This window comes from Halonotius pteroides (assembly GCF_003605635.1).
In the GTDB taxonomy this organism is placed as follows: Archaea; Halobacteriota; Halobacteria; order Halobacteriales; family Haloferacaceae; genus Halonotius; species Halonotius pteroides.
In genome coordinates this window covers 17,678-41,554 of sequence record NZ_QMDW01000009.1, presented here as the reverse complement: position 1 = coordinate 41,554, position 23,877 = coordinate 17,678, and the positions used below count along the sequence as shown (strand labels likewise).

The 23,877-nt window shown below is 64.3% G+C and carries 24 protein-coding genes; 20 read left to right on the top strand and 4 right to left on the bottom strand.

Annotation, left to right across the window (positions count from 1 at the left end; translation table 11 throughout):
- The first annotated feature begins 2 nt into the window (after positions 1-2).
- From DP106_RS07910 to DP106_RS07900, 3 genes are read left to right on the top strand one after another with little or no spacing between them, the layout of a single operon-like run.
- Positions 3-1,205, top strand: coding sequence for a methionine adenosyltransferase (locus DP106_RS07910; protein ID WP_120084546.1), 1,203 nt, complete (start codon positions 3-5; stop codon positions 1,203-1,205).
- 41 nt (positions 1,206-1,246) lie between these two features.
- Positions 1,247-2,377, top strand: coding sequence for a sensor histidine kinase (locus DP106_RS07905; RefSeq protein ID WP_120084545.1), 1,131 nt, complete (start codon positions 1,247-1,249; stop codon positions 2,375-2,377).
- Positions 2,378-2,415: 38 nt separating this feature from the next.
- The gene (locus tag DP106_RS07900; protein ID WP_120084544.1) at positions 2,416-2,862 is read left to right on the top strand and encodes a DUF5804 family protein; all 447 of its coding nucleotides are present in this window, start codon (positions 2,416-2,418) and stop codon (positions 2,860-2,862) included.
- 29 nt (positions 2,863-2,891) lie between these two features.
- On the opposite strand, the gene DP106_RS07895 is transcribed toward DP106_RS07900, so the two are convergent.
- Positions 2,892-3,803 carry a PLP-dependent cysteine synthase family protein gene (locus DP106_RS07895; RefSeq protein WP_120084543.1) on the bottom strand — a complete coding sequence of 304 codons (912 nt, stop codon included), beginning with the start codon at positions 3,801-3,803 and terminating at the stop codon, positions 2,892-2,894.
- Positions 3,804-3,908: 105 nt separating this feature from the next.
- Here DP106_RS07895 and DP106_RS07890 point away from each other — a divergent pair, with 105 nt between their 5' ends.
- A complete protein-coding gene (locus tag DP106_RS07890; RefSeq protein WP_205738905.1) occupies positions 3,909-4,313 on the top strand; it encodes a thioredoxin family protein in 405 nt (134 codons plus the stop codon).
- 8 nt (positions 4,314-4,321) lie between these two features.
- Here the strand turns inward: DP106_RS07890 and DP106_RS07885 are convergent, their stop codons facing one another.
- Both DP106_RS07885 and DP106_RS07880 read right to left on the bottom strand, forming a co-directional pair.
- Positions 4,322-5,575, bottom strand: a complete 1,254-nt coding sequence (locus DP106_RS07885; RefSeq protein WP_120084541.1) for a Glu/Leu/Phe/Val family dehydrogenase — start codon at positions 5,573-5,575, stop codon at positions 4,322-4,324.
- An 85-nt stretch (positions 5,576-5,660) separates the two neighbouring features.
- Positions 5,661-7,868, bottom strand: a complete 2,208-nt coding sequence (locus DP106_RS07880) for a VWA domain-containing protein (RefSeq protein ID WP_120084539.1) — start codon at positions 7,866-7,868, stop codon at positions 5,661-5,663.
- Between the two features lie 31 nt (positions 7,869-7,899).
- Here DP106_RS07880 and cobN point away from each other — a divergent pair, with 31 nt between their 5' ends.
- The 6 genes from cobN (at position 7,900) to DP106_RS07850 (ending at position 15,382) form a co-directional block, all read left to right on the top strand.
- A complete protein-coding gene (gene cobN / locus DP106_RS07875; protein ID WP_120084538.1) occupies positions 7,900-11,781 on the top strand; it encodes a cobaltochelatase subunit CobN in 3,882 nt (1,293 codons plus the stop codon).
- The gene (locus DP106_RS07870; protein WP_120084537.1) at positions 11,774-12,517 is read left to right on the top strand and encodes a precorrin-8X methylmutase; all 744 of its coding nucleotides are present in this window, start codon (positions 11,774-11,776) and stop codon (positions 12,515-12,517) included. Before cobN ends, DP106_RS07870 begins: the two co-directional genes overlap by 8 nt.
- On the top strand, positions 12,514-13,278 hold the full coding sequence (locus DP106_RS07865) for a cobalt-precorrin-7 (C(5))-methyltransferase (protein ID WP_120084535.1): 765 nt from the start codon (positions 12,514-12,516) through the stop codon (positions 13,276-13,278). The genes DP106_RS07870 and DP106_RS07865 overlap by 4 nt, the downstream gene beginning before the upstream one ends.
- 41 nt (positions 13,279-13,319) lie before the next feature.
- Positions 13,320-13,571 (top strand): antitoxin VapB family protein, encoded by a 252-nt coding sequence (locus DP106_RS07860; RefSeq protein ID WP_120084534.1) that lies wholly within the window; start codon positions 13,320-13,322, stop codon positions 13,569-13,571.
- Positions 13,568-13,972 (top strand): PIN domain-containing protein, encoded by a 405-nt coding sequence (locus tag DP106_RS07855; RefSeq protein WP_120084533.1) that lies wholly within the window; start codon positions 13,568-13,570, stop codon positions 13,970-13,972. Before DP106_RS07860 ends, DP106_RS07855 begins: the two co-directional genes overlap by 4 nt.
- Before the next feature lie 87 nt (positions 13,973-14,059).
- Positions 14,060-15,382, top strand: a complete 1,323-nt coding sequence (locus DP106_RS07850; RefSeq protein WP_120084531.1) for a cobyrinic acid a,c-diamide synthase — start codon at positions 14,060-14,062, stop codon at positions 15,380-15,382.
- A gap of 165 nt (positions 15,383-15,547) precedes the next feature.
- Here DP106_RS07850 and DP106_RS07845 read toward each other — a convergent pair whose 3' ends face one another.
- Positions 15,548-15,865, bottom strand: a complete 318-nt coding sequence (locus DP106_RS07845; RefSeq protein ID WP_120084529.1) for an RPA12/RPB9/RPC11 RNA polymerase family protein — start codon at positions 15,863-15,865, stop codon at positions 15,548-15,550.
- A gap of 199 nt (positions 15,866-16,064) precedes the next feature.
- On the opposite strand from DP106_RS07845, the gene cbiT reads away from it, so the two are divergent.
- From cbiT to DP106_RS07795, 10 genes are read left to right on the top strand one after another with little or no spacing between them, the layout of a single operon-like run.
- On the top strand, positions 16,065-16,667 hold the full coding sequence (gene cbiT / locus DP106_RS07840) for a precorrin-6Y C5,15-methyltransferase (decarboxylating) subunit CbiT (protein ID WP_120084528.1): 603 nt from the start codon (positions 16,065-16,067) through the stop codon (positions 16,665-16,667).
- On the top strand, positions 16,664-17,383 hold the full coding sequence (locus DP106_RS07835; protein WP_120084527.1) for a cobalt-factor II C(20)-methyltransferase: 720 nt from the start codon (positions 16,664-16,666) through the stop codon (positions 17,381-17,383). Before cbiT ends, DP106_RS07835 begins: the two co-directional genes overlap by 4 nt.
- Complete coding sequence (locus tag DP106_RS07830; protein ID WP_120084525.1) at positions 17,380-18,330, top strand: cobalt-precorrin-4/precorrin-4 C(11)-methyltransferase; 951 nt, start codon at positions 17,380-17,382, stop codon at positions 18,328-18,330. Before DP106_RS07835 ends, DP106_RS07830 begins: the two co-directional genes overlap by 4 nt.
- Complete coding sequence (cbiG, locus tag DP106_RS07825) at positions 18,327-19,328, top strand: cobalt-precorrin 5A hydrolase (RefSeq protein WP_120084524.1); 1,002 nt, start codon at positions 18,327-18,329, stop codon at positions 19,326-19,328. The genes DP106_RS07830 and cbiG overlap by 4 nt, the downstream gene beginning before the upstream one ends.
- Positions 19,325-20,218, top strand: a complete 894-nt coding sequence (locus DP106_RS07820) for a precorrin-3B C(17)-methyltransferase (RefSeq protein WP_120084522.1) — start codon at positions 19,325-19,327, stop codon at positions 20,216-20,218. Before cbiG ends, DP106_RS07820 begins: the two co-directional genes overlap by 4 nt.
- A gap of 2 nt (positions 20,219-20,220) precedes the next feature.
- Positions 20,221-21,156 (top strand): precorrin-3B C(17)-methyltransferase, encoded by a 936-nt coding sequence (cobJ, locus tag DP106_RS07815; RefSeq protein ID WP_120084520.1) that lies wholly within the window; start codon positions 20,221-20,223, stop codon positions 21,154-21,156.
- Position 21,157: 1 nt separating this feature from the next.
- Complete coding sequence (locus DP106_RS07810) at positions 21,158-21,424, top strand: ferredoxin (RefSeq protein ID WP_120084519.1); 267 nt, start codon at positions 21,158-21,160, stop codon at positions 21,422-21,424.
- Positions 21,421-22,143, top strand: coding sequence for a cobalamin biosynthesis protein (locus tag DP106_RS07805; protein ID WP_120084518.1), 723 nt, complete (start codon positions 21,421-21,423; stop codon positions 22,141-22,143). The genes DP106_RS07810 and DP106_RS07805 overlap by 4 nt, the downstream gene beginning before the upstream one ends.
- Entirely contained in the window at positions 22,140-23,360 is a 1,221-nt protein-coding gene (locus tag DP106_RS07800) for a CbiX/SirB N-terminal domain-containing protein (protein WP_120084517.1), read from the top strand. Before DP106_RS07805 ends, DP106_RS07800 begins: the two co-directional genes overlap by 4 nt.
- A 5-nt stretch (positions 23,361-23,365) precedes the next feature.
- Entirely contained in the window at positions 23,366-23,737 is a 372-nt protein-coding gene (locus DP106_RS07795; protein ID WP_120084515.1) for a DUF3209 family protein, read from the top strand.
- Positions 23,738-23,877 lie beyond the last annotated feature (140 nt).

Here is a 23,877-nt window from a genome sequence, read left to right as displayed (position 1 = left end):
CAATGAGTCGTAATATACAGGTTAGTGAACTCGACCGGCAGGCGGTCGAGGATCAGTCGGTTGAGATCGTCGAGCGCAAGGGCGTTGGCCACCCGGATTCGATCAGCGACGGCGTTGCAGAGGCGGTCTCCCGCGCACTCTCGACACTGTATCTTGACCGCGTTGGCAAGGTGCTGCACTACAACACCGACGAGACGCAGTTGGTCGCCGGACGGGCCGCCCCCGCCTTCGACGGTGGCGAGGTCATCGAGCCGATCTATCTGCTGATCGTTGGCCGCGCCACAACAGAGTACAACGGCCAGCAGCTCCCGGTTGATTCAACCGCCTTGGCCGCGGCCCGGGAGTATCTCGATGAGACGATCCCGGAACTCGACCCCGGAACCGACGTGATCGTCGATGTCAAACTCGGCGAAGGCTCCGGCGATCTACAGGAAGTCTTCGGTGAAGACGGGACAACGGTGCCGATGGCCAACGACACCTCCTTCGGCGTCGGTCACGCGCCGTTGACCGAAACCGAGGAGATCGTCCACACGGCCGAGCGCAAGCTCAACACCGAGTACGTCGCCGACAACCCGGAGCTCGGCTCTGACGTGAAGCTCATGGGCAAACGCGAGGGCGACCACATCACGATCACCGTTGCCGCCGCCATGGTTGATGCGTATATTGCCGATCTTGACGCCTACATCGACGCCGTCGAGGGGGTTCGAGAGTATGTTACCGATCTCGCCGAGGAGATCACCGACCGCGAGGTAACGGTCGATGTCAACACGGCCGACGACTACGAGGCGGGCTCGATCTATCTCACCGTTACCGGCACCTCCGCCGAACAGGGCGACGACGGCTCGGTCGGCCGCGGCAACCGCGCCAACGGCCTTATTACGCCGAATCGGCCGATGAGTATGGAGGCCACGAGCGGCAAAAATCCGGTCAACCACATCGGCAAGATCTACAATCTGCTGTCGACGAAGATCGCCGAAGCGGTTGTCGACGAGGTTGATGGGATCCGTGATCTTCAGTTACGCCTGTTGAGCCAGATCGGCCAACCGATCGATCAGCCACACGTTGCCGACACACAGGTCGTCACTGACGACGGCGTTGCCCTCGCTGATCGAACGGATGAGATCGAGGCGATCATCGACCGAGAACTCGGCGACGTGACCGAGATTACCCGACAGGTCATCGATGGCGAGCTGTCGACGTTCTGAAAAGCGGTACCGTTTTGAGACTGCCGGCAGGTGAGTGAGGCATGCGCCGCCAACTGGGCATCGGGGTGATCGCCGGGATCGGCGTTGCGACCGCCCAGTTGACGGTCTATGGGATCACCGAGGGCGCTTACAACTTTCCTGTCGGTCTGATCACCGATGGGGTGCTTTCGCTGGTATTTTCGGTGCTGGTTATCGGCGCGGGCTACTGGGCCCAGACCACCGACCGCCCCGACTGGGATATCGTCAGGCTAGCCGGGTGGTGTCTCGCCGGTAGCGTTGCCATCGGCGGCTTTGAGCTGCTGACCGCGCTGTCGCTGTATGCGGCTGGGGCCGCGGAGATCGAGTTGCTTCGGGCACTCACGACCGCCGCCGCCCGGGGAGCCGCCCTCGGCATCGCCTTTGGGTTGTTCGATGTTGAGCGCCGACGCACCAAACGCCGCGGCGCGGAACTTGAGCGGCAGGTCGACCGGCTTGAGGAGTTTGCCTCTGTCGTCTCCCATGACCTCCGGAGCCCCCTGACCGTCGCCAAAGGCAATATGGAACTCATCGGCGACAACGACGCCGTCGACGAGGAGCTGATCGCCCACGTCGAGTTCGCCCACGACCGGATGTCGGAGATCATCGAGGACTCACTCGCCTTGGCCCGCGGTGGCAACGAGGTCACCGATCCAGAACCGGTCGGCATCGAGGATCTCGCCACCCAGGCGTGGCAGACCGTCGGCGGCGACGACGAGACGCTGTCTGTCGCCACCGAGATGCAGCTGGATGCCGATCCGGAACGCCTCCTGCGACTGCTGGAGAATCTCTTCCGGAACGCGATCGAACACGGGGGCGACGGCGACGACAGCGATGACAGCGGTAACCCGATCGCCGCCGGCCTGCCGGACGATTACGGCGACGACGAGCCAGCCGACTCCGTGTTAGACGGCCTCTCGATTACCGTCGGGGAACTCACCGACGGCAAGGGATTTTACATTGCCGACAACGGCGATGGAATCCCGGCGGACGAACGGGGAGATGTGTTTGAGGCCGGCGTCTCAAGCTCGGGTACCGGCAGCGGACTTGGGTTGGCGATCGTCCGGCGGATCGCCCAAGCCCACGGCTGGACAGTCTCAGTGACTGATGCCGATAGCGGCGGCGCGCGCTTCGAGTTTTGCACCGATCCCGAGTAGCCGAAACCGCTTTACTGTGGGGCCTGTTGTCCCCGAGCGTGACCCGTGTCTGTCTTGTTGGGAGCGACGACGTTGATCTCAGATACGAGCTGCTCTCCCGGGAGACGGCACGCGCCGCCTTATCAACCTACGACCTGAGCCAGCCCTTCGAGAACGCTATCGCGCTTGAGACGGTCAGCCTCGGGGCCGCGGTCGCCCTGCTTAACGACCTCAACTGGTATCTGGTTCGATTCGCCGACACCGCCCTCGTCGAAGAGCCGAGCATTAGCGAGACCGAGTGGCTCTCACGCGATCTCGCGACCGCTGTCCGCGATCGTGAACTGCCACCGGAGGAAACCGACCAACGGCTCTGTGTCTACGGTGTCGATGACGACCAACTTGTCGAGCCGATGTACGTGACCCGTGTCGACGGCGAGATCCCGGAGTATGATCTGCGGGATATCGACGAAACGGTGGTTGTTCGGGTGAGCGAAGACGAATTTTGAGCTAATCCGCCCGCTCGCCATCAGGCCGGTTACTCGGGGTCGAACATTCCTGTCGAGACGTAGCGTTCGCCGCTGTCCCAGAAAACCGTAATCACGAGTGGCTCGTCGTGGCCATCCTCAACCAATCGCTCGGCAAGGTGCTTGGCAGCGAGGTTTGACGCCCCGCTTGATTGGCCAACAAAGATCCCCTCCTCGCTCACGAGGCGACGACACTCGGCTTCGGCGTCGTCAGCGGAGACGATGTCAACGTCATCGAGCAGATCGGTATCAAGATTCGGGCTGATAAACCCCGGCCCCATCCCTTGGAAGCTATCGCCGGTTGGTTCGTCACCGGAAATGACCGCAGAGTCATCAGGTTCGACCGCGACGATCTCTATCTCAGGGAACGCCTCGCGGAGCCGGCGGCCGATACCGGTGATCGTTCCGCCGGTGCCCACACCCGCGACGAGCGCGTCGATCTCGCGGTCGCCGACCTGATCGAGGATTTCGGGGCCGGTCGACTCGTAGTGGGATCGTGGGTTCGCGGCGTTATCGAACTGGCGGAGTTGCACGTAACCCTGCTCTGTTTCCAGTTCATCAGCGCGATCCTTGGCGTCGGAGATATCACCCTCGACGAGCTCAAGATCAGCCCCGTAGGCTTGCATGATCGACCGGCGTTCGGGGGATTTCGAGGCCGGCATCACGATCTGGACATCGTAGCCTTTCGCCGCGCCAACCATGGCGATCCCGATGCCGGTGTTGCCGCTTGTCGGTTCGACGATGGTGTCGTCGCCGGTGAGCTCACCGTCGCGTTCGGCGGCCTCGATCATCCACAGCGCGGCGCGATCCTTCGCGGAGCCACCGGGATTTTGGGACTCGATCTTCGCGGCGATGGTCGCGCCCTCGGGGGCGTCGACCTCGACTAACGGCGAGCCGATGGTGTCTACGATAGTGTCGTCCATTGGCGGCGGTTTGCGTTTCAGGCCTAAACGCATGACGACCGAGGCTACACCGACCGCGACCACCGACGCCGGGAGGGTTTTATTTCGCGGCGGGCAACAACGGCTATGGAATTAGAAACGATGACGCCGGCCGACGGATGGGAACCAACCCACGGCAGCGAGGACGCGATCACCGCGCTGGCGGCCGCCGACTACACGTTTCACGTCTGGGGCGGCGACTGGTGTATCGACTGTCAGGAGCAGCTACCGGCCTTCGGCGCGGCGCTTAATAACGCCGGTGTCGACAATGACCGGATCGAACACTACCCGGTTGAAAAGAACGATGACGGCTCGAAGACCGGGCCGGGCGTCGACGAATATGGGATTGAGTACATCCCGACTGTTGTCGTCGAGCATGATGGTGAGGAAATCGCTCGGTTTGTCGAATCAGCCCCCGACTCGATCGCGGTAACGCTTGGGCGTACCCTCAACGAACGAACCACCGCTGAAACAGCCACCACAGGGGAGTGACGCGGCCGTTACGGCCAGTTGCCACCCTGGTCGTACGCGCTGACGATCCGTTCGATCGCCACAACGTAGGCCGCGGTGCGGAGATTCGGCGTCTCGGTAGCATCAAACGCCTCGATGAGATCATCGAAGGCGGTCGTGATAACCCGTTCAAGTTCGTCGTTGACGCGTGCTTCCGTCCACGAGAACCGCTGTCGGTTCTGCACCCATTCGAAGTATGAGACGGTCACGCCGCCGGCATTGGTGAGGATATCGGGGACAACGTAGACATCCTTCTCGGTCAGCACCGAGTCGGCGGCGGGCGTGATCGGCCCGTTTGCGGCCTCGGCGATCAGGTCAGCCTCGACATCGGCGGCCAGCGACCTGTTGATCGCGTTTTCGAGGGCCGCTGGAACCAACAGATCAACATCCAGCGTGAGCAGTTCCTCGTTTGTGATCTCCTCGCTGTCGTTGTAGCCGACCACGGTGCCGGTCTCGGCTTTGTGCTCGGCGGCCGAAGCAGCATCAAACCCAGCCGGATCGTAGATGCCGCCGGTCGAATCAGAGGCGGCAACAATAGTTCCGCCGGCTTCGTCGATAAGCCGAGCGGCGGTCGCACCAGCGTTGCCGTAGCCCTGAACGGCAACGGTCGCATCGGCGAGATCACGACCGAGCCACTCGAAGGCCTCCCGAGCGGCCAGCATGGTTGACCGACCGGTCGCCTCAACACGCCCTTCGGAGCCGCCGGAGTCGATGGCTTTCCCGGTGATGACACCTGGAGCAGTCGTCTGCTCCAGCGTTTCGTAGGTGTCTTTGATCCAGTTCATCTCTCGTTGGCCGGTGTTGACATCCGGCGCGGGGATGTCTCGATCCTCGCCGATCAGTGGACGGAGTTCGGTCGCAAACGCACGGGTGAGCCGCTCAAGTTCGCTCTCGCTGTGCTCCCCGGGATCGATCTCGATCCCGCCTTTCCCGCCACCGTACGGGATATCGACAATCGCACATTTTGCGGCCATCCAGCCGGAGAGTGCCTTGACCTCATCGCGGGTGACGCCCGGATGATACCGGATACCGCCTTTATATGGCCCGCGGTCGCCGTTGTACTGTGAGCGGAATGCTTTGAATACCCCGACCGTGCCGTCGTCCAACTCGATCGAGAGGTTCGTCTCTAAGACTCGTTCGGGGTGTTTGAGTCGCTCAATAATATCAGATGACACATCGGTGTAGGCGGCCGCCGCCTCAATCTGTGTCTGTAGGCTTTCAAAAGGGTTGGCTTGGTCAGCCATAGCGAAAAAGCGGCTGCAGGAGGGTTAATTGTATCGCCGTTTGTGGCCGATCGACAGCTGTCACACGGCGGCTGGACAACTGTGTTCAGGACTCAGGCTGTGACGGCCCAGCGTCACCGGCCTGCTGGGCCTGCGCCACCGCAGTAGTGACCACCTGTGGCGATAGCTTCGACAGCGGCACCGTCTCCGCGCCAGCCACCTCAACGATTGTCGGGATGAGCCCACGACCAGCAGTACCGGCCGCAACGACGACAACAGCGGTAGCGACACCGGCCAACTGCTCGGCTGCCCGGCGTGTCGCTTGCGTTGGGCTCCCGTCAGCGACATTCGCCCGGCCATCGGTGATAATGACAGCCACACCAAGTGAGGAGTCGGCGTCGTCGAGGACTGTGGCAGCCGTCGAGAGGCCGGCCGGCAGCGGCGTTCGATCGCCCGTCGGCAACGATTTGAGGTGCCGCGCGGCCAGCGAGACGCTCCGGGTCGGCGGTAACAAGACCTCCGCATCGTCGCCGCCAAAGGCGACGAAGGCGACCTCGTCACGTTGCTCGTAGGCGTCCCGCAAGAGTTCGAGGACGACGCCCTTCGCGGTCTCCATCGCTGGCGTCATTGACGCGCTGGCGTCGACCGCAAACACGATACTCGCTGCTTGCTCGCACTCCCGCACCGACTGCTGGAGGTCGTCGGTTTCGACTCGGTTGTGGCCACGACTCGCGGCCGTCCGCACCGACGCGGCGGCATCGACCGGGGCCTCGCCCGTCGCTGGCTCGGTGCGGACGCGCGTTCCACGACCGCCAGCCTGTTGCTGGTGGCTGCGTTGTCCCGGTGATCCGCTGTTTTCGCCGCTATCGGCTTCGTCGACCGTGTCGTCGATATCGGGCGCGGTTGCGTCGCCGACGCCGGCCCGCTGCTGACCGGGAACGAGCGGTGTGCCCTCGGTTTCATCGTCGCTTTCAGTCGATCCCGGGTCGTCTCCATCGTCGCTGTCTCCACCGCGTTCCGAAGTATCGGCTTGCCCGCTATCCGACCCACTATCGGCCCCGCTGGGGGCTGGGTCTTTGCTTTGATTATTCTCATCACTCCCCTCGCTGTCGGTGTCGCGACCGCCGTTGTCAGCGGCTTCATCGTCGCGTGTGCTGTTGTTGCCGTCGTCGGATCCACCGGCCTCCTCGTTTTCGTCCGCTGAATCTGCGCCCTCGGCATCGCCTGATTCGTCGACATCGCTGTCGTCAGTACTTTCAGCATCATCCTCACCACCAGTGTCCTCGTCGTCGAAATGATCGTCAAGCAACTCTTCTGGATCGGGCGGCTCCTCGAAGGGTTGGCTCTTGAGTCGGTGGGGGAGAGTGTATCTCGCCGCTGCTTGTACGTCGGATTCGATGACTTTCGGGCGTCCATCCAGCGCGGCCGAGGCGATCGCTGCTCGCGCCGTGGCGATGTCGGCGCGGTGACCGTCGACGCCGGCTTCCGTACAGAGTTCGGCGATCGATTGCTTGAACTCGGTCGGCAGCGACACGGAGTCGATTGACTCGCGGGCGACTCGCAACGACTCGCGGAGATCAGCGACCGCATCGCCGTACTCCGTGGCAACGGTTTCGTCGTCGCCCTCAGCAAGCGCGCGATCGATGATGTCGACACGATCGGCAAGATCCTGACACCCCGTCACCGTCGCCTGGAGGTCGAAGCGGTCGCGGAGCTGCGGCCGGAGGTCACCCTCTTCGGGATTCATTGTCCCGATCAGCGTGAACTCCGCGGGGTGAGAGACGCTGATCCCGTCGCGTTCGACCGTGTTGACACCGCTGGCCGCCGCATCGAGCAAAACATCGACCAGGTGGTCGTCGAGCAGATTGATCTCGTCGACATAGAGGATGCCGCGATTAGCCGCTGCGAGCAGGCCAGGGTCGAACTCGGCGTCGCCGGCCATCGCGTCTTCGACCGACAGCGTACCGACAACGCGGTCGCGGGTCGCCCCAAGCGGCAGCGTGACCAGCGGCACCTGTCGTGTCTCGACGGTAAGATCATCGCGATCGCGGGCGCGACAGTCCTCACATTGGCTAGCTGGGTCGTCGGGAGCACAGCCGTAGGGACAGTCGGCGACAGCCTGCTGTTCGGGCAGCAGATCGACGAGGGCGCGCACGGCGGTCGATTTCGCGGTGCCTTTCTCGCCGGTGATGACCGCGCCGCTGAGGTCGTCGTGGGCCGCAGCGAGCAACAGCACCTGTTTGAGATCATCCTGGCCGACGATAGCCGGGAAAGGCATTGACGACAGTTTTTTGATCGCCGGGTCTGCAACCATACTTGCGTTACTACAACGCTGGTTTATAAAGATGACACGGATTGGCCTCTATACGGCAACCGAAAACGAACTCGGCTCCGTCCAGCGGGCGGCGAGCCGACTCGATGGTATCGATCTCATCGTCCGCTCGGAGGGCGACCTCGACGACCAGACGGACGTGGAGGCGTTCGTCGACGACTGCGAAGATGCGGCGGCGGTCGTTCTCTGGCTCCACGGCGGCGAGGACAGCATGCCCGGCTACGAGTACGCTGTCGATCGCCTGCGCGAACTTGGCGTCCCGCTGATCGTCAAGGGAACCGGCGACGCCTTCGCCTTCGAGGACACCTCCGTCGCCGACGCCGACCGCGACCACATCTACGAGTACCTGGAACGCGGCGGCACGATAAACGTCGAACACTGCTGTCGGTTCCTCGCCAGCGAGTACGGCGGCGTCGAGACCGAGTACGACGACCCGACAGAGCTCCCGACCGAAGGCGTCTATCACCCCGACCACCCCGGCATCGAGTACGACGCCCTCCGCGAGACGTTCGACCCCGAGAAACCGACCGTTGCGATCTGGTTTTACGAATCTCACTGGACACACGAGAACACCCGCTACGTCGATTCACAGGTTCGCGCGCTCGAATCGCAGGGTGCGAACGCCCTTCCGGTCTTCTGTAATCCGGCCGCCGACGAGGAGGGCCAGGAGAACGCCGAGTGGGTGACCGACAACTGGCTGCTGGAAGACGGCGAGCCAGTCGTCGATGCCGTCCTCTCCTCGTTCATGTTCTCGCTGTCGATGGACGAACGCGGCCGCTCGGCGAGCGACGAGGGCGATTCGGCCGAGGATGTCTTCCTCGACCGCCTCGGCGTACCCGTTCTCCAGACGATCACGACGATGCGCTCGCGGTCGCGCTACGAGGCCAGCGACACCGGCGTGATGGGATTCGAACTCGCCCTCTCGGTCGCACTCCCCGAGTTCGACGGCAACGTCATCACCCATCCGATCTCCGGCAAGGAGCGTATGGACGACGCCGCCGACATCGGCAGCGCGCCGAAACACCACTTCCCGATCCAAGAGCGCGTCGATCACGCCGCCCGGCTGGCGGTCAACTGGGCGCGACTCCGCTATCTCGACAACGACGACAAAACCGTCGCCGTCGTCCTGCACAACTACCCGCCGAGCGACGACGGTATCGGGACAGCTTTCGGGCTCGACTCCCCGGAGAGCACGATCAACCTTCTTGAGGAACTCGACGCTCGCGGCTACGACCTCGGCGACAGCCGCCCAGCGTCGGGCCAGCAACTGATCGACACGCTCACCAGCCAGCTCACACTGGACAACCGCTGGGTCGCCCCTGAGGACGTGCGTGACCGCTCGGTCGATGTCGTCTCCACTGACCAGTACCGCGAGTGGTTCGCCGACGCCGACGAGCGATTTCAGGAGAACATCACCGAGGAGTGGGGCGACCCACCCGACCGGCCGTTTGCGATCCCTGGCGCGGAGTTCGGCAACGTGCTCGTCACCGTCCAGCCGCCGCGCGGGTTCGGGATGGATCCCGCGAAGGTCTATCACGATTCGGATCTCCAGCCGCCACACGACTACTACGCGTTCTACGCCTGGCTGCGAAACAGCTTCGAGGCCGACGCCGTCGTCCACCTCGGTACCCACGGTTCGCTGGAGTGGCTGCCCGGTAAAACCGTCGGGCTCAACGGCGCGAGCGCGCCAGACCAGCTGATCGGCGATCTGCCGAACGTCTATCCGTACATCGTCAACAACCCCGGCGAGGGAACCCAGGCGAAGCGTCGTTCCTACGCTGCCATCGTCGACTACCTGACGCCGGTCATGGCCAACGCCGGCACCTACGACGAACTCAGCGAGTTGGAGGAACTCGCCAATGAGTACCGCGAGGCGGGGATGGAAGACGCCCGCAGCGACAGCGGCGAACAGCTCGAAGACCTCATCCGTGAGCGCGTCGACGACCTCGATCTCGCGGTCGAACTCGGGACGAGCGGCGAAATCGACGAACAGATGGAGGTTCGCGGCCCCGACGAGGCCGGCTCGACGCTCGCCGAGGGCGATGTCGATGGCGACGAAGTCGGGATCGACGAACTGGTCGAGCGGGTTCACGAGTACCTGACGGACGTAAAGACGACCCAGATCCGGCTCGGCCTGCATACGATGAGCGAACCGCCGGTCGACGACCGGCTGGTCGAGTATCTGGTCGCGCTCACGCGGCTCGAAAACGGCGACACGCCGAGCCTCCGCGAGAGCGTCGCCGGCGCGCTAGGCGTCGATTACGACGCGATGCGAAACCGTCCCGGCGAGTACGCCGACGATCTCGGGATGACATACGCCGAGGCGGCCGACTATGTCCACGAGACCTGTGTGCAGTTGGTCGAAACCCTCGCAGCCAACGACTTCGATGTGCCGGACTCCGAGCGAGAAGCCGGCCCCGACGACGAGGTCAACATCAATCTACTCGTCGTCGATATCGACACGCTCGGCGACGGGCGGGCGAGTTCCGGCGCACACAACGACCTCCGGGAGGCACTCGCGTTCATCTGCGAGGAGGCCGCCCCGCGAGTGCAGGGAGCCGAAGACGAAATTCCCCGAACCGCTGACGCGCTCAACGGTGACTACGTCCCGCCAGGCGGTTCCGGCGCGCCGACGCGTGGCGGCGTCGATCTGCTGCCGACAGCGCGCAATTTCTACACACTCGATCCGCGCAAGGTGCCGGCGAAATACGCGTGGCAGGTCGGAAAAAACGTCGCCGAGGGCGTCCTCGACCGCCACCACGACGAACACGACGAATATCCCGAGGAGATCGGCGTCGTCGCCTGGGGGACGCCCACGGTGCGAACGAAGGGCGAGACCATCGGTCAGGTGCTGGCGATGCTGGGCGTGCGGCCGGTCTGGACGGACGCTGGCCGGATCGACAATGTGGAGCCAATCGACCTTGATGAACTCGGCCGCCCACGAATCGACGTGACGACACGCGTCTCGGGACTGTTCCGCGATGCGTTCCCCGCCGCAGCCGGTGTCATTCACGACGCCGTTTCGGCGGTCGTCGATCTGGACGAACCCCACGAGATGAACTACATCAAGAAACACGTCGAGGAGGAGGCCGACGAGCTGGAAGCCGAAGGGCTCGATCCCGACGAGGCCAAGAGCGCGGCGACCGAGCGCGTCTTCACGACCCGGCCGGGCGGCTACGGCGCGGGCACGAACAAGGCCGTCGACGAGGGCAACTGGGACGACCGCGCGGATCTGGCCGACGTGTACGTCCAGTGGGGTGGCTACGCGATGGGCAAACGTGGGAAGGTCAGCGAGGCCCACGACAGCTTCGAGCGACGCCTATCGAGCGTCGATGCGACGGTCAAAATCGAGGACACGATGGAGCAGGACGAACTCGACTCCTCGGACTGGTACGCCTTCCACGGCGGCTTTATCTCGGCTGTCTCCGAGATTTCGGGCAGCGAACCCGCCTCCTACGTCGGCGACTCCTCGAACCCCGAGAACGTCGACGTGTATACCAACGAGGAGAAAGTCCGGAAGGCGATGCGGGCCCGCGTCCTCAATCCCGACTGGCTGGATTCGATGGAGGATCACGGCTACAAGGGCGCGGGCGACCTCTCGACGACGGTCGACGTCGTGCTCGGCTGGGACGCCACCACCGGCGTCATCAGCGACACGCTTTGGGAAGACGTCGCCGAGAAGTTCGCTCTCGACGACGACAGACAGAAATGGATGCGCGACGTGAACCCCTGGGCGCTCGAATCGATCACCGACACGCTGCTGGAGGCCATCGACCGCGAGCTGTGGGACGCCGACGACGAAACCGTCGATCAGCTCCGCGATATCAACCTCAGCGTGGAGGGCGACCTCGAAGCACGAGCGAGCGACCCAGCCCCGGAGGCTGCTGATGACTGAACAGAACGCGGCATCAGGCGACAGCGACGGCGTCGACGACGAGTACGCCGACCTCGGCGCGACGACCGAGGAGGCGATGGATATCGCCGAAACGAGCATGGATATCGTCCGGGGGTTCGTCCCCGACGAGACGCTTGCTGATCGGTTCCGCCAGAAGGCCGTCCATTCGATGGGCGACATCGAGTTCCAGCATCTACTCCGGTTCACCGGCACCGACAGCGACGGCAACGCGGACGCCGCCGCGCCGATCCGGGCCGGCGCACGCGCCGTCAACGGCGAGACGACCATCGTCACCGATATCACGATGTCGAAAGCCGGCGTGACGGGCCGCGGCCACAACTGCGAGAAGCGCAAGGCCATCGGCAACGGCGCAAAACTCGCCAAGGAGACGGGGATGACACGGACGGCCGCGTCGGTGCTCGAACTCGACAAGCAGGGCGTCTACGAGGACGCCATCGCCGTTGTTGGCAACGCGCCGACGGCCGCCTTCGCGCTCGCGGACTGTATCGAAAACGGCACCCGACCGGCCGTCGTCGTCGCCACGCCGGTCGGCTTCGTGAAAGCCGTCGAGAGCCGCGAGCGAATCCGTGAGGTCGCTGCCGAGTACGACGTGCCGGCGATCACGAACGTCGGTCGCCGCGGCGGCAGCGGGCTGGCGGCCGCGCTGACAAACGAGTTGATCCACGTCGCCAGCGACGCCCGCGACGGCGAGATCGATCTGGAGTCGAACTCATGAGCGGGTACGACCTCGATTCCGGCCCCGATCCGGCGACCGTTGCAGCGGCTGCACCCGAAACGCTCGATGCTGACGCTGCCCCCGTTCACGCGGTCGGTATCGGCCCCGGCAATCTCGACTATCTCACGCCGCGGGGGCGGCAGGCTATCGAAGACGCTGATGTCGTCGTCGGCTTCGAGACCGTCGTCGACTTCATCACCCATGAAACCGACGCCGACCTGTTGACCTGCGGTTACAAGGACGAACGGGAGGCCCTGACGACGTTCGCCGACCGCGTTGCCAGCGGCGAGCGCGGGACGGCGGTGCTGATGGGCGATCCAAACCACTCCGGCTACCAGTTCGTCGGCAAGGTGCAGGACGTGGTCGACCGGCCGGTTCGCGTGATTCCCGGTATCTCGTCGCTCCAGATCGCGGCGAGTCGCGCCCGCACGCCGATGGAGGACACCGAGTTCGTCACGCTGCACAAGAGTGGCGACATCAGCGACGATGTCGCGCGGCTGACAGCCGCCGTCGGCGACAGACACCTGCTCGTGTTGCCGCGGCCGTTCGACTGGATGCCCGGCGATATCGCGGCCAACCTGCTCAACGCAGGTGCTGATTCCGCGCTGGACGCGCTCGTACTCGAAAGGCTCACTCACGACGACGAGTCGATCAGTCGACGTTCGCTGGGCGACCTTGCCGACCATGCCGGCGGGTCTGGAGCCGACTCAACGCCGTTTTCGGATCTGTCGGTGCTGGCAGTCCGTCGAGACGTCGAGTGAGCCAAACGATTAATTCGTGTCAACGACTACGTTGACATACAATGGGTACAGCCAACAAACAGATTCGTGTTAGCGAGTCAGTCAAACGCGAACTCGAACAGCGGCGGCACGAGGGCGAATCGTTCAACGACGTGCTCGAACGGCTATTGGACGACGACCGCGACCTGCTCGCCGGCTTCGGGGCGTTCAGCGGCACGGATCGTGCCGAGGCGATGCGTGCGGTTCACGAGCGAGGAAACCAAGAGTCTGACTCCCGCGTATCGGCGATGACAGAGGCCCGAACCGACGAATGAGAGTTCTCGATGCATCGTTTCTGATCGATTACGGCAACGGTGTCGAGGCAGCCGCAGAGTACCTGCTTGATCACGCCGAGGAACAGTTCGTCGCTCCGGCACCGATCTATACCGAATACCTGCTCGGCACCGTTCACAGCAGCGCGCCCACGGATATCGAGGACGCACGCGCCGAACTCTCGTGGGTCGATGTCGTCGAGACAAACGCATCGACGGCCGTCCGGGCGGCGGAGATCGCCGACGAGATCGGCCCGGAAGGCCCAAACCTGACTGCGATTGACGCGCTCGTCGTGGCAGTCGCCGACGAACTGGACGCGACGCTCGTCTCCAGTGACAGCGATTGCACGCATCCCGAGACCCGGCGCGTCGTCGATATCGATGCCTACCGAAAGGACTCCTGAGAGCTTCGAACAGGTTTTGATGACTCGGTGGCAACCACAGTATACCGCAACAATGTATCACTCACAGTCAGCCAGCCAGAGACCAGCATGAACGGCTTCGTCCTCGGCGGCGTCAGCTCCGGCGTCGGCAAGACGGTCGCCACGCTCGCCATCATTCGCGCACTCGACGGCGCGGGCTACTCCGTCCAGCCAGCCAAAGCCGGCCCCGATTTCATCGATCCGAGCCACCACGAGGCGATTGCGGGCCGGCCCTCCCGTACGCTCGACCTGTGGCTCGAAGGCGACGCCGGCCTTACTCGCAACTACGCCCGCGGCGAGGGCGATATCTGCGTCGTCGAGGGGGTGATGGGCCTCTACGACGGCGATGGCTCAAGCACTGCGATGGTCGCCGAAGCCCTCGATCTGCCGGTCGTGCTCGTCGTCGACGCCAAGGCCGGCATGGAGAGCGTCGCCGCCACGGCCTACGGCTTTCGAGAGTATGCGGCGACCATCGACCGCGAGATCGACGTGGCGGGCGTCGTCGCACAGCGCGCCCACGGCGGCCGCCACGCCGAGGGGATTCGGGACGCGCTGCCGGACGAGATGGCATATTTCGGGCGGATTCAACCGTCTAGCGACCTCGAAATCCCGGATCGGCATCTCGGTCTCGAAATGGGCGACGAGGCCGCCCTCCCGTACGACGCACTCGACGAGGCGGCCGAAAACCTCGAAACCGAACGGCTGGTCGAGGTTGCGCGCGAACCCAGAGGCAGCGACGCCGAAATGGACGCATCCGGCTCGCCCGCAGCCGAGCCGACGAGCGCAACTGTCGCCGTCGCCAGCGACGCGGCCTTCTGTTTCCGGTATCCCGCGACGGTCGAACGCCTCCGCGAGCGGGCAACCGTCAGGACGTTCTCGCCGGTCGCTGGCGATCCACTCCCCGACTGCGATGGCGTCTATCTGCCGGGCGGGTATCCAGAACTCCACGCCGAAGAGTTGGCGTCGTCGCCGACGCTGGACGATCTCGCCGACCGCGCCAGCGAGGGTCTGTCGGTGTTCGGCGAGTGCGGCGGTCTGATGACGATGGCGCAGTCGCTGACGACGACTGACGGCGAGGGTCACGCGATGGCTGGGATTCTCCCGGCGGACGTGACGATGTGTGACCGGTATCAGGCACTCGATCACATCGAACTCGATGCGACGACAGGGACGCTCACGGCCGACCGTGGCGAAACGCTCCGTGGCCACGAGTTCCACTACTCGGAGGCCAGCGTCGACAGCGACGCCCGCTTCGCATTCGACGTGCGCCGTGGCGACGGCATCGACGGCGACCACGACGGTCTCATGGCTTACGACTCGCTCGGGACCTACGCTCACGTGCACGCCGCGAGCGGGGCCTTTGACCGGTTTCTCGACCGGATCGAGCCGTGAGACGGGCGTGGTCAGCGGAGTACTGATGACGTCGAGGGAGGCGAAAAGGCAGGTTTGGGGCGGCAATGGCCACCTGATATTCGTTGCCAACCGTCATCTGAGAAAGCGAGTACAAGAGGGAGATGCAGCGGGTGAAGCCCACGACCCAGCAGGAAGAAGACGCCGTCAGGACGCGCGCCACTTGTGACCGCACTCGACGCAGGTGAACAGCCGAACCTCGTAGGAACCGCCCGGTTTCGGCATCATCTCGGAGGTGGCCCGATCACTGTCGCAGTCCTCGGCCGGACAGGACTCCTGAACCGTCTCACTGGCCTCTTGGGTCGCGTCGGCGACGGCGGGGGCTTCGTCGTTCTGCTGTCCATCTCGGGTCGTCATCGCCGCTTCTGCCTCGGCGTCCCGCGACTCCTCGTTTGCACAGGAGCGACACACCCAGGTGTCACCTTCCGTGTGCATCAGCGACCCACACTCATCACAGAATTTCATATAGGTTGTGCATGTATGGGTGTCGGATATATCTATTAATTTCTGACCGCTCTGAGTGCCAGACACTTGTTCGTGCTGTCTGTGCTGCGATATCGGCAACGGGACACCGTTAGGTTCCGGTAGTCAGTGTGATCCGGATACAAGCTAACTTTCTCTACCCCAAGCACAATTGTTTTATTGGTTCGGTTTGAGAGTCGTGATGATGCCCATCGCACTGCCACATGACGCCAAAGCGGGGCCGACCAAGTCGGAAGTCCGGTCGGTCACGCTCGGCAAACTTGACCTCGGCCCGGATGATCACTTCGCTGAGGTCGGCTCCTGTACCGGCGCGGTCACCATCGAAGCCGCTCGCCGCGCCGGCCGCGTGACCGCGCTCGAACGCAAGGCCGACCGTCTCGACGTGACCGAACAGAACCTTGCGGCCAACAAGGAGTCAATCAGCGCCGATATCGACCTTCGAAACGCCGAAGCCCCCGAGGGGCTGCCAGAGGACGCCGACGCCCTCTTTCTCGGCGGCAGCCGGAACTTCGAGGCCGTCCTCGATCACGCCGTCAACACCGAGGTCGACCGGATCGTCATGAACGTCTCGCGGCTCGAAATCGCCGGCCAGGCGACCGAGGCGTTCCGCGAGCGAGAGATCTTAGAGGAGGTCGTCCAGTTCCAGGTCAGCCACGGCTACGAACTCGCCGGCGCGACGAGCTTCAACTCCGACAACCCGGTCTACATGCTCGTTGGCAGTGCGAGCGGCAGTGACGACGAAAGCGACGGCGACAACGGCGAACCAGCGGAGGCCACACGGTGACACTCTACGGTATCGGCCTCGGCCCCGGCCAGGCCGACCTGGTGACAGTGCGCGGCAAGGAGGTGCTGGAAAGCGTTGACGTGGTCTACTCGCCCGGCCGGCTCTCGCGGACGGTCGCGCTGAACCACGTTCCGGAATCGAAAATCGGCGACCTCGACTTCCCGATGACACGCGACGAGGAGAAGCTACGGGCGGCGTGGAAAGAGGCCGCCGCAGAGATTGCCCCGCAGGCCAGCGACAACGACGCCGCCTTCGTCACGCTCGGCGACCCGAACGTCTACTCGACGTTCGGCCATCTGCGGCGAACGCTCGATGCGTTCCATCCCGACGTTGACGTCGAGATCGTCCCCGGCGTCAGCGCGATGACGGCGTTTGCGACCGCGTTTGATGTCGAGATCGAAGCCGGCGCGGGGCTCGCGCTACGGGAGGCTGCCAACGGCCACGCGCCGACCGGCCCCGACCGGATGATCCTGTTCAAGATCACCGACGCACCGGCGACCCACGAGAAGCTGGTCGCCGCTGGCTACGACGTAACCTACGGGCGTCGGCTCTACATGGAGCAAGGCGAGACGGTCATCACTGACGATCCAGCGGACATCGACGAGCGCGACTACTACACGCTGGCGTATGCGGTCAAGCGCGACCTCGATATCGAACCCGCGACCGCCCGATTCGAGGAGCTTGGCGACGCGACCGGGGTGGGGGAGCGCGCATGAGCGAGCCAGCTGAGACTGACGGCGACGACACCGATCCACAATCGGCTATCAACGCCCAAGGCGAGCAGCGACGCGCCGAACTCGACGACCGGATCATTGAGCACAATGCCGGCGACGAGCAGGAGGGAATTCCGTTCGTCGGAGCCGGCCCCGGTGACCCACGCCTGCTGACGGTCGCCGGCAAGGAACTGTTGGAAGAGGCCGACCTTGTCGTCCACGCCGGCTCGCTGGTCAACAGCGAACTCCTCGAGGAATACTGCGACCACGCCGAGACGGTCAGCTCAATCGGTAAGGATCTCGAGGAGTTGATCCCGCTGATGCGGGACGCCCACGAGGCCGGCGACAACGTCGTCCGACTCCACAGCGGCGATCCGGCGATCTACGGCGCGGCGCTCGAACAGATGGACGCCCTCGAACATGAAGGCGTCTCGACGTTCTTCATCCCCGGTGTCACCTCGGCGTTTGCGGCGAGTGCGACCCTGCGAACCCAGCTTACGCTCAACGAGGTCTCGAACCACGTCGCGTTTACCCGCCCGCAGGGCAAGACGCTGACCGAAGAGGACGACCACATCGGCGAGTTTGTCGAGATGGGCGACGTGACGACCTGTATCTATCTCGGTACCCACGCCGTCGCCGACACGATGGATCGACTCATCGACGACGGCCACGACCCCGAGATTCCGGTCGCCGTCGTCTACCACGCCTCCTGGCCCGACGAGGACGTACTCGTCGGTACCATCGGCACCATCGGCGACAAGATCGAGGAGGCCGGCTACCGCGCCTCCGCGATGGTGATCATCGGCGACGCCGTGACCGGCGCGGGCTACGAGCGATCTTACCTCTACGATGGCTGGGCTGATCGTGGCCCCGACAGCGATGGCGAGGCTGATGCAGAGAACGAATCAACGGACAGCGAACAGACCGATCCAGCGGAGACAACCCAATGAGCACGGATAACGAATCCACGACGACGAACAGCGAGACGAGCGACAACTCCGACAGCGGTGGCCACTGTAGCACGCCCGACAGCGACGGCGAGGTCGCCGAGGAGATCGCGATTATCTCCTTCGGTCGGAAGATGGACACCGCCGAAGAGATCGAGGCCGAACTCGGCGACCGCTACGAGTCCATCGACATTATCGAGTACCACGGCGAGGTCTTCGACGAGCACTGGGGCGAGTACGACTGCTTTGTCGGCCTGATGGCCAGCGGCATTGCGATGCGGAAAACCGCCCACCTGCTCGACGACAAGTGGGACGACCCCGCGATCTGTGTCGTCGACGAGGAACTCACGTGGGCGATCCCGATCACCGGCGGCCACCACGGCGCGAACCAGGTCGCCCAGGATCTCGCCACGATGGGCGCGATCCCGGCGATGACGACCGCGAGCGAGGCCGCCGGCAAGCAGGGTGTCGAAGCCCGCGCGAAGGCGATGGACACCCACGTCGTCAACGGCCGCTCGACGATCCAGACCAATCTCGCCGTGCTGGACGACGAACTCGGCCCCGTCGCCCGGCTCGACGGCCCACAAGCCGTGCTGGTCGGCGACGACGTGACCGTTCTGAAGCGGAACAAAGACGAGGGAATCGTCCTCGGCACCGGCAGCGTCTCCGGCGCGGCCGCTGACTCGTTCATCACGGCGTGGGAGAACGCCCTCGCCGAAACCAACTACCAGATGGACGATGTGGAGTTCGTTGCGACGGCAACGCGAAAAGAAGACGAGGAGGGGCTGCTCGAAGCCGCCGAGGAACTCGACCTCGGCGTCGTCGTCTTCAACAAGGAGACCCTGCTCGACCACGAGGGACCGAGCCCATCGAAATCGAAGGAACTGATCGGCTGGCCGGGCATCTCGGAGGCCTCGGCCATCGCCGGCGGCCGCGAGCAGGAACTCCTGCTCGAAAAACAGAGCTACGACAACGAGGTGACGGTGGCGATCGGCCAATGAGCAGCGACTCAGTCGATGCCGACGGGAAGCACACCGCGGCGACGGCGGCCGACCGCCCCGACGACCTCGGCGTCCTCTCGGTGGTCGGCATCGGCCCTGGCCTGCCGGCCGACATGACCAAACGCGCAAAGACAGTCATCGAAACAGCCGACTGCGTCATCGCCTCCGACCTCTATCAGGCGTTTTTGCGGGAAGACGGCACGCTGCCGCCCGCCGAGGAGGTCGACGACGAGGGTAGAGTCACCCGCGAGAACGGCCACGAACAGGAGATCATCCGCTCGACGATGGGCAGACAGATCGAGCTGGCGAAGGTCGCCTTCGAGCGCGTCCGCGCCGGCGACGACGTGGCCCACGTCTCAGGTGGCGACCCCTCGGTGTACGGCAAATCCGACCTGATTTTCAAGATGGCCGAGGAGGAAGCCGCGACGGACGTTCCCATCGAGATCGTCCCCGGCGTCACCGCCGCGCTTGGCGGCGGGGCGATGGTCGGCGCGCCGCTGTGCAACGATTTCTGTACGATTTCACTCTCGGACAAGTGGCGCGGGTGGGAAGAGATCGAGGAGAAACTGCGCGCCGCCGCGATCAGCGATTTCGTCATCGTCCTCTACAACTGCTGGCGTAACTACGAGAGGGCCGTCGACATCGTCCGCGAGGAGCGGACTGACGACGCGCTGGTCTCGATCGTCAACGACGCCGGCCGCGACGACGCCGGCCGCAACGGCGAGAGCCACGTCATCACGACACTCGGCGAGGCGACCGCCCACGACGACAAGGTGTCAGGGATGGGCACCTCGCTGATCATCGGCAACCACGAAACGGAAACCTGGAGCAACGACTACCGGACGTTCCTTGTCACCCCGCGCGGCGGGCGTGACGTGGAGGATTTCTAACCATGAGTACGGACACCAACACGACGGCGGAAACGACAACGGAACAGGCAACCGAATCAACAGGCGACGACTCTGGCGGCTGTACGGCGAAATCCAGCGACGGCTCGTCGAAACAGGAGTCGGTCGACGAGAAGATCGGGTCGACGGTCGACGATTTCGACGCCGACCCCGGCCAGCTGACGGCCGTCGGTCTCGGCCCCGGTCATCCAGAGGGGATGACCCAGCGCGCTCGCGCCGCGCTGCTGGAGGCCGAACACATCGTCGGCTACACGACCTATATCGAACTCCTGCCCGACGAGATCACCGAGGAGGCCGACGAACTCTACGACACGCCGATGTGTGGCGAGGTCTCCCGGACGGAGGAGGCCATCGACCGCGCGCTCGCCGGCAACGACGTGGCGATCATCGGCAGCGGCGACCCCAACGTCTACGCCCTGTCGGGGCTGGCCCTCGAAATCATCGAATCGAAGGGGGCGACCGCCTCGATGGTCGATTACGAGGTCGTCCCCGGCGTCCCCGCCGCCCAGTCATGCAGTGCGCTGCTGGGCGCGCCGCTGGTCAACGACACGGTGTCGATCTCACTGTCCGACCATCTGGTTCCGATGCCGGAGATCGAATCCCGGCTCCATTCGGCGGCCGGCGAGAGCTTCACCATCGTCATCTACAACCCTTGGAGCCGCAAGCGCCGCGAGAACTTCCAGAAATGCTGTGAGATCCTGCTCGCTCACCGCGACCCCGATACGCCGGTCGGCATCGTTCACGGCGCGGGCCGCGAGGACGAGGAAGTAATGATCACGACGCTCGGCGAGCTCGAGGCGCTCGGCGAAGCGGAGATCATCGACATGACGACGACGATCCTCGTCGGCAACGAGGAGACCTACGTCTGGGACGACCGGATGGTCACACCGCGTGGCTACGAGACGAAATACGATTACTAACATGACAACCTACGAAGTCACCCTCAAGAAGGAGCCCTGCGACGGTATCTTCGCCTGCCTGACTCGCGATCCGCGGTTTGTCGAGGACGACGACGGCCTCGCCACCATCGACCCCGCGGGCGATCCAGTGTACGACGGCGACGGCGAGATCCGAGAGGAAGACGGCGACGTGATCGCCACCTTCGACGACGATCGGATCGACGAGGCCCGGCAGGCCGCCGCGGCCTGTCCGACCAACGCCATCGTCGTCGAGGAGGTCGAGAAATGACCGCCACCGAGGAGGCCGAAGCCGACCGGCCACCGCTCGGCGTCGGCGTTCCCGACGACCTGCTGGCGGGCCACCCGGCGACGGCCTACTTCTGGGGCCGGGTCGCCGGCAACGGCGATATCGAGCGTGACCGCCTCACCGTGACGACCAACGACGAGGCCGCCGCCGAGACGCTCAGCGAGATCGTCGGCAGCGAGATCGACCACGAGCAAACCACCCGCGACTACGCGCACAACACCGATATCACGAAGAGTGAAGACGAGTACACGGTCGCGGTTACGGGCGACGATCTCTTTGGGATGAGCGGCGCGCTCGGCCTCCCGGTCGATGGCCGCGGCAACTACCGCTTCGGGGCGTTCGCCGATCACCGCCGCGATCTACTGCGCGGCATCCTGGAGGGCTGTGGCACCATCTGTTTCAAGTCCTCCAGCGGCACCGTCGGTGTCTCGTTTGTCCACGACGACGCCGCGCTGCTCGAACTCGTCCAGGAGCTGCTCGATGACTGCCCTGCCGAGGCGCCGTACGGGGAGCTATCGGAGACCTCTTCGGGCGGCTACTGGTTCGGTGTCGACGACGACGCAGCCGCCGAGTTCGGCATGTGGCTCTACGAGGAGACGGCGGCAACAGGCCTGTTCGCGCCGAGTCGCCGCCGCAAACTGGTGCAGAGTCTCGATCAGGCAACCGATGTCGACTTTGATCGCTCACAGTTCGAAGCATGAGTCAGCTCCACGACACCATCGAAAGCGTCGACAACGAGGCCGTCCTGCTGGTCGGCCACGGCTCCCGCCGCGAGAAGTCAAACGAGCAGGTCCGCGAGCTAGCGGCGATGCTCGAAGACCGCCTGGAGATCCCGGTTGATGCCGCCTTTCTGGAGCTCGCCGAGCCAGCCATCGAGGACGGCATCGAGGGACTGGCCGGCTCCGTCGGCTCGGTCACCGTCGTCCAGCTCTCGCTGTTTGCGGCCAGTCACGTCAAAAATGATGTGCCGTTGGCCGTCCAGCGGGCACGCTCAGCCCAGGAAGTCGAGATCAACAACGGCGCACACCTCGGGATCCACCCGGCTATCGTCGACCTGCTTGACGACCGCGCGGCCGCCGTCGAGTCAGAACTCGGCGTCGATCGTGAAGACGACGATGTCGCCGTCGTTGTTTGTGGCCGCGGCTCCAGTGATCCCGACGCCAACGCTGATCTCCACAAGCTCGCCCGCCTCCTACATGAGGGCCGTGAGTTCAGCACCGTCGAAGCCTCCTTCATCGGGATCACCGAGCCGACGCTGGACGACTCGCTGTCGACACTCGCCAAACAGCGACCGGACGCCGTCGTCGTTGTCCCCTACATGCTCGGCGACGGCGTCCTGACCGGTCGGATTCGGGAGTGGACCGACGAGTTCGACGACGAGTACCCGTACGTCAACGCGCTGGCTGGCGACCCACTCGGCACTGATTCGCGATTGTTGGACGTACTCGGCGACCGCTGGCAGGAGGCCCGCACCGATAGCGTCGAAATGTCCTGTGACACCTGCAAGTACAAGGTCGATCTCACCGGCTACGAGGAGGACACCGGCGGCGCGCGAGCGATGTTGCGTGCGCTGACCCATCAAGAGACCCACGCCGATCGCAGCGATATCGACGACGAGCCACACACCCACGACGCCCCGGAAAAACACGTCACGGTCTGTACCAACCAGACCTGTGCGGCCGACGGCGCGCCGGCTGTTCTTGAGGGCCTCCGGCAGGCAGCCCGCGATTCCGAGCAGTGTGACGCCCGCATCACCCGAAGCTCGTGTCTCGGCCGCTGTGGCGAAGGGCCGATCGTCGCTGTCTACCCCGAAAACGTCTGGTACGGCGGCGTCGACGCGGATGACACCGAACGCATTGTCTCGTCGCATCTTGACCGCGACCGCATCGTCAGCGACTTAGTTGATCAAACACTGTAAGCCATATGAGCTGTCACGAACTCGAAGCACTCAAACTCGGCTTGATGAACGTACTGGGAACCGAAGACACCGCGGCCCGCGAGCATGCAGAGAACGAACTGGAGGGCCATCTCACCGGCCCGATCGGCGCGCTGGCCGAGGCGGAAACGCTGTCGGCGATCGAGCGTCATCTCGATGCCGCTCTCGTCGATCTTGAAGAAGAGATCGCCACCGCAGACCCAGACGACCCGGAGTACGACTATCTTCGCGGGCGACTTGTGGCCGTTCGCGACGCCGAACTGGCAATCCACCGACTGACCGCCCAAGGCGAGAGCGTCTTTGAGGGGCTGAGCGACACCCACGATACGCTCCACGAGGCGTTCCCGGTCGAGGAGTAAGCCGATCGCCGACGGGGACGGATCGTTGCCAGCCGACGAGCAACGTTTCGGATTCCGACGATTGATTGATTCCATCGGTAGCTACACGAACAATCATTGTATTAACGGCGGCTGTACACACGGAGCAACGCACCGAAAAG

Coding starts and splice junctions, on each gene's coding strand:
- DP106_RS07890 (WP_205738905.1), top strand. CDS start 3,909: ATGGAATTAGAAACGATGACGCCGGCCGACGGATGGGAACCAACCCAC.
- DP106_RS07895 (WP_120084543.1), bottom strand. CDS start 3,803: ATGGACGACACTATCGTAGACACCATCGGCTCGCCGTTAGTCGAGGTC.
- DP106_RS07810 (WP_120084519.1), top strand. CDS start 21,158: ATGACAACCTACGAAGTCACCCTCAAGAAGGAGCCCTGCGACGGTATC.
- DP106_RS07850 (WP_120084531.1), top strand. CDS start 14,060: ATGAACGGCTTCGTCCTCGGCGGCGTCAGCTCCGGCGTCGGCAAGACG.
- DP106_RS07855 (WP_120084533.1), top strand. CDS start 13,568: ATGAGAGTTCTCGATGCATCGTTTCTGATCGATTACGGCAACGGTGTC.
- DP106_RS07870 (WP_120084537.1), top strand. CDS start 11,774: ATGACTGAACAGAACGCGGCATCAGGCGACAGCGACGGCGTCGACGAC.
- DP106_RS07830 (WP_120084525.1), top strand. CDS start 17,380: ATGAGCGAGCCAGCTGAGACTGACGGCGACGACACCGATCCACAATCG.
- DP106_RS07885 (WP_120084541.1), bottom strand. CDS start 5,575: ATGGCTGACCAAGCCAACCCTTTTGAAAGCCTACAGACACAGATTGAG.
- DP106_RS07795 (WP_120084515.1), top strand. CDS start 23,366: ATGAGCTGTCACGAACTCGAAGCACTCAAACTCGGCTTGATGAACGTA.
- cbiT (WP_120084528.1), top strand. CDS start 16,065: ATGATGCCCATCGCACTGCCACATGACGCCAAAGCGGGGCCGACCAAG.
- DP106_RS07805 (WP_120084518.1), top strand. CDS start 21,421: ATGACCGCCACCGAGGAGGCCGAAGCCGACCGGCCACCGCTCGGCGTC.
- cobN (WP_120084538.1), top strand. CDS start 7,900: ATGACACGGATTGGCCTCTATACGGCAACCGAAAACGAACTCGGCTCC.
- DP106_RS07845 (WP_120084529.1), bottom strand. CDS start 15,865: ATGAAATTCTGTGATGAGTGTGGGTCGCTGATGCACACGGAAGGTGAC.
- DP106_RS07820 (WP_120084522.1), top strand. CDS start 19,325: ATGAGCAGCGACTCAGTCGATGCCGACGGGAAGCACACCGCGGCGACG.
- cbiG (WP_120084524.1), top strand. CDS start 18,327: ATGAGCACGGATAACGAATCCACGACGACGAACAGCGAGACGAGCGAC.
- DP106_RS07860 (WP_120084534.1), top strand. CDS start 13,320: ATGGGTACAGCCAACAAACAGATTCGTGTTAGCGAGTCAGTCAAACGC.
- DP106_RS07880 (WP_120084539.1), bottom strand. CDS start 7,868: ATGGTTGCAGACCCGGCGATCAAAAAACTGTCGTCAATGCCTTTCCCG.
- DP106_RS07905 (WP_120084545.1), top strand. CDS start 1,247: ATGCGCCGCCAACTGGGCATCGGGGTGATCGCCGGGATCGGCGTTGCG.
- DP106_RS07865 (WP_120084535.1), top strand. CDS start 12,514: ATGAGCGGGTACGACCTCGATTCCGGCCCCGATCCGGCGACCGTTGCA.
- DP106_RS07800 (WP_120084517.1), top strand. CDS start 22,140: ATGAGTCAGCTCCACGACACCATCGAAAGCGTCGACAACGAGGCCGTC.
- cobJ (WP_120084520.1), top strand. CDS start 20,221: ATGAGTACGGACACCAACACGACGGCGGAAACGACAACGGAACAGGCA.
- DP106_RS07910 (WP_120084546.1), top strand. CDS start 3: ATGAGTCGTAATATACAGGTTAGTGAACTCGACCGGCAGGCGGTCGAG.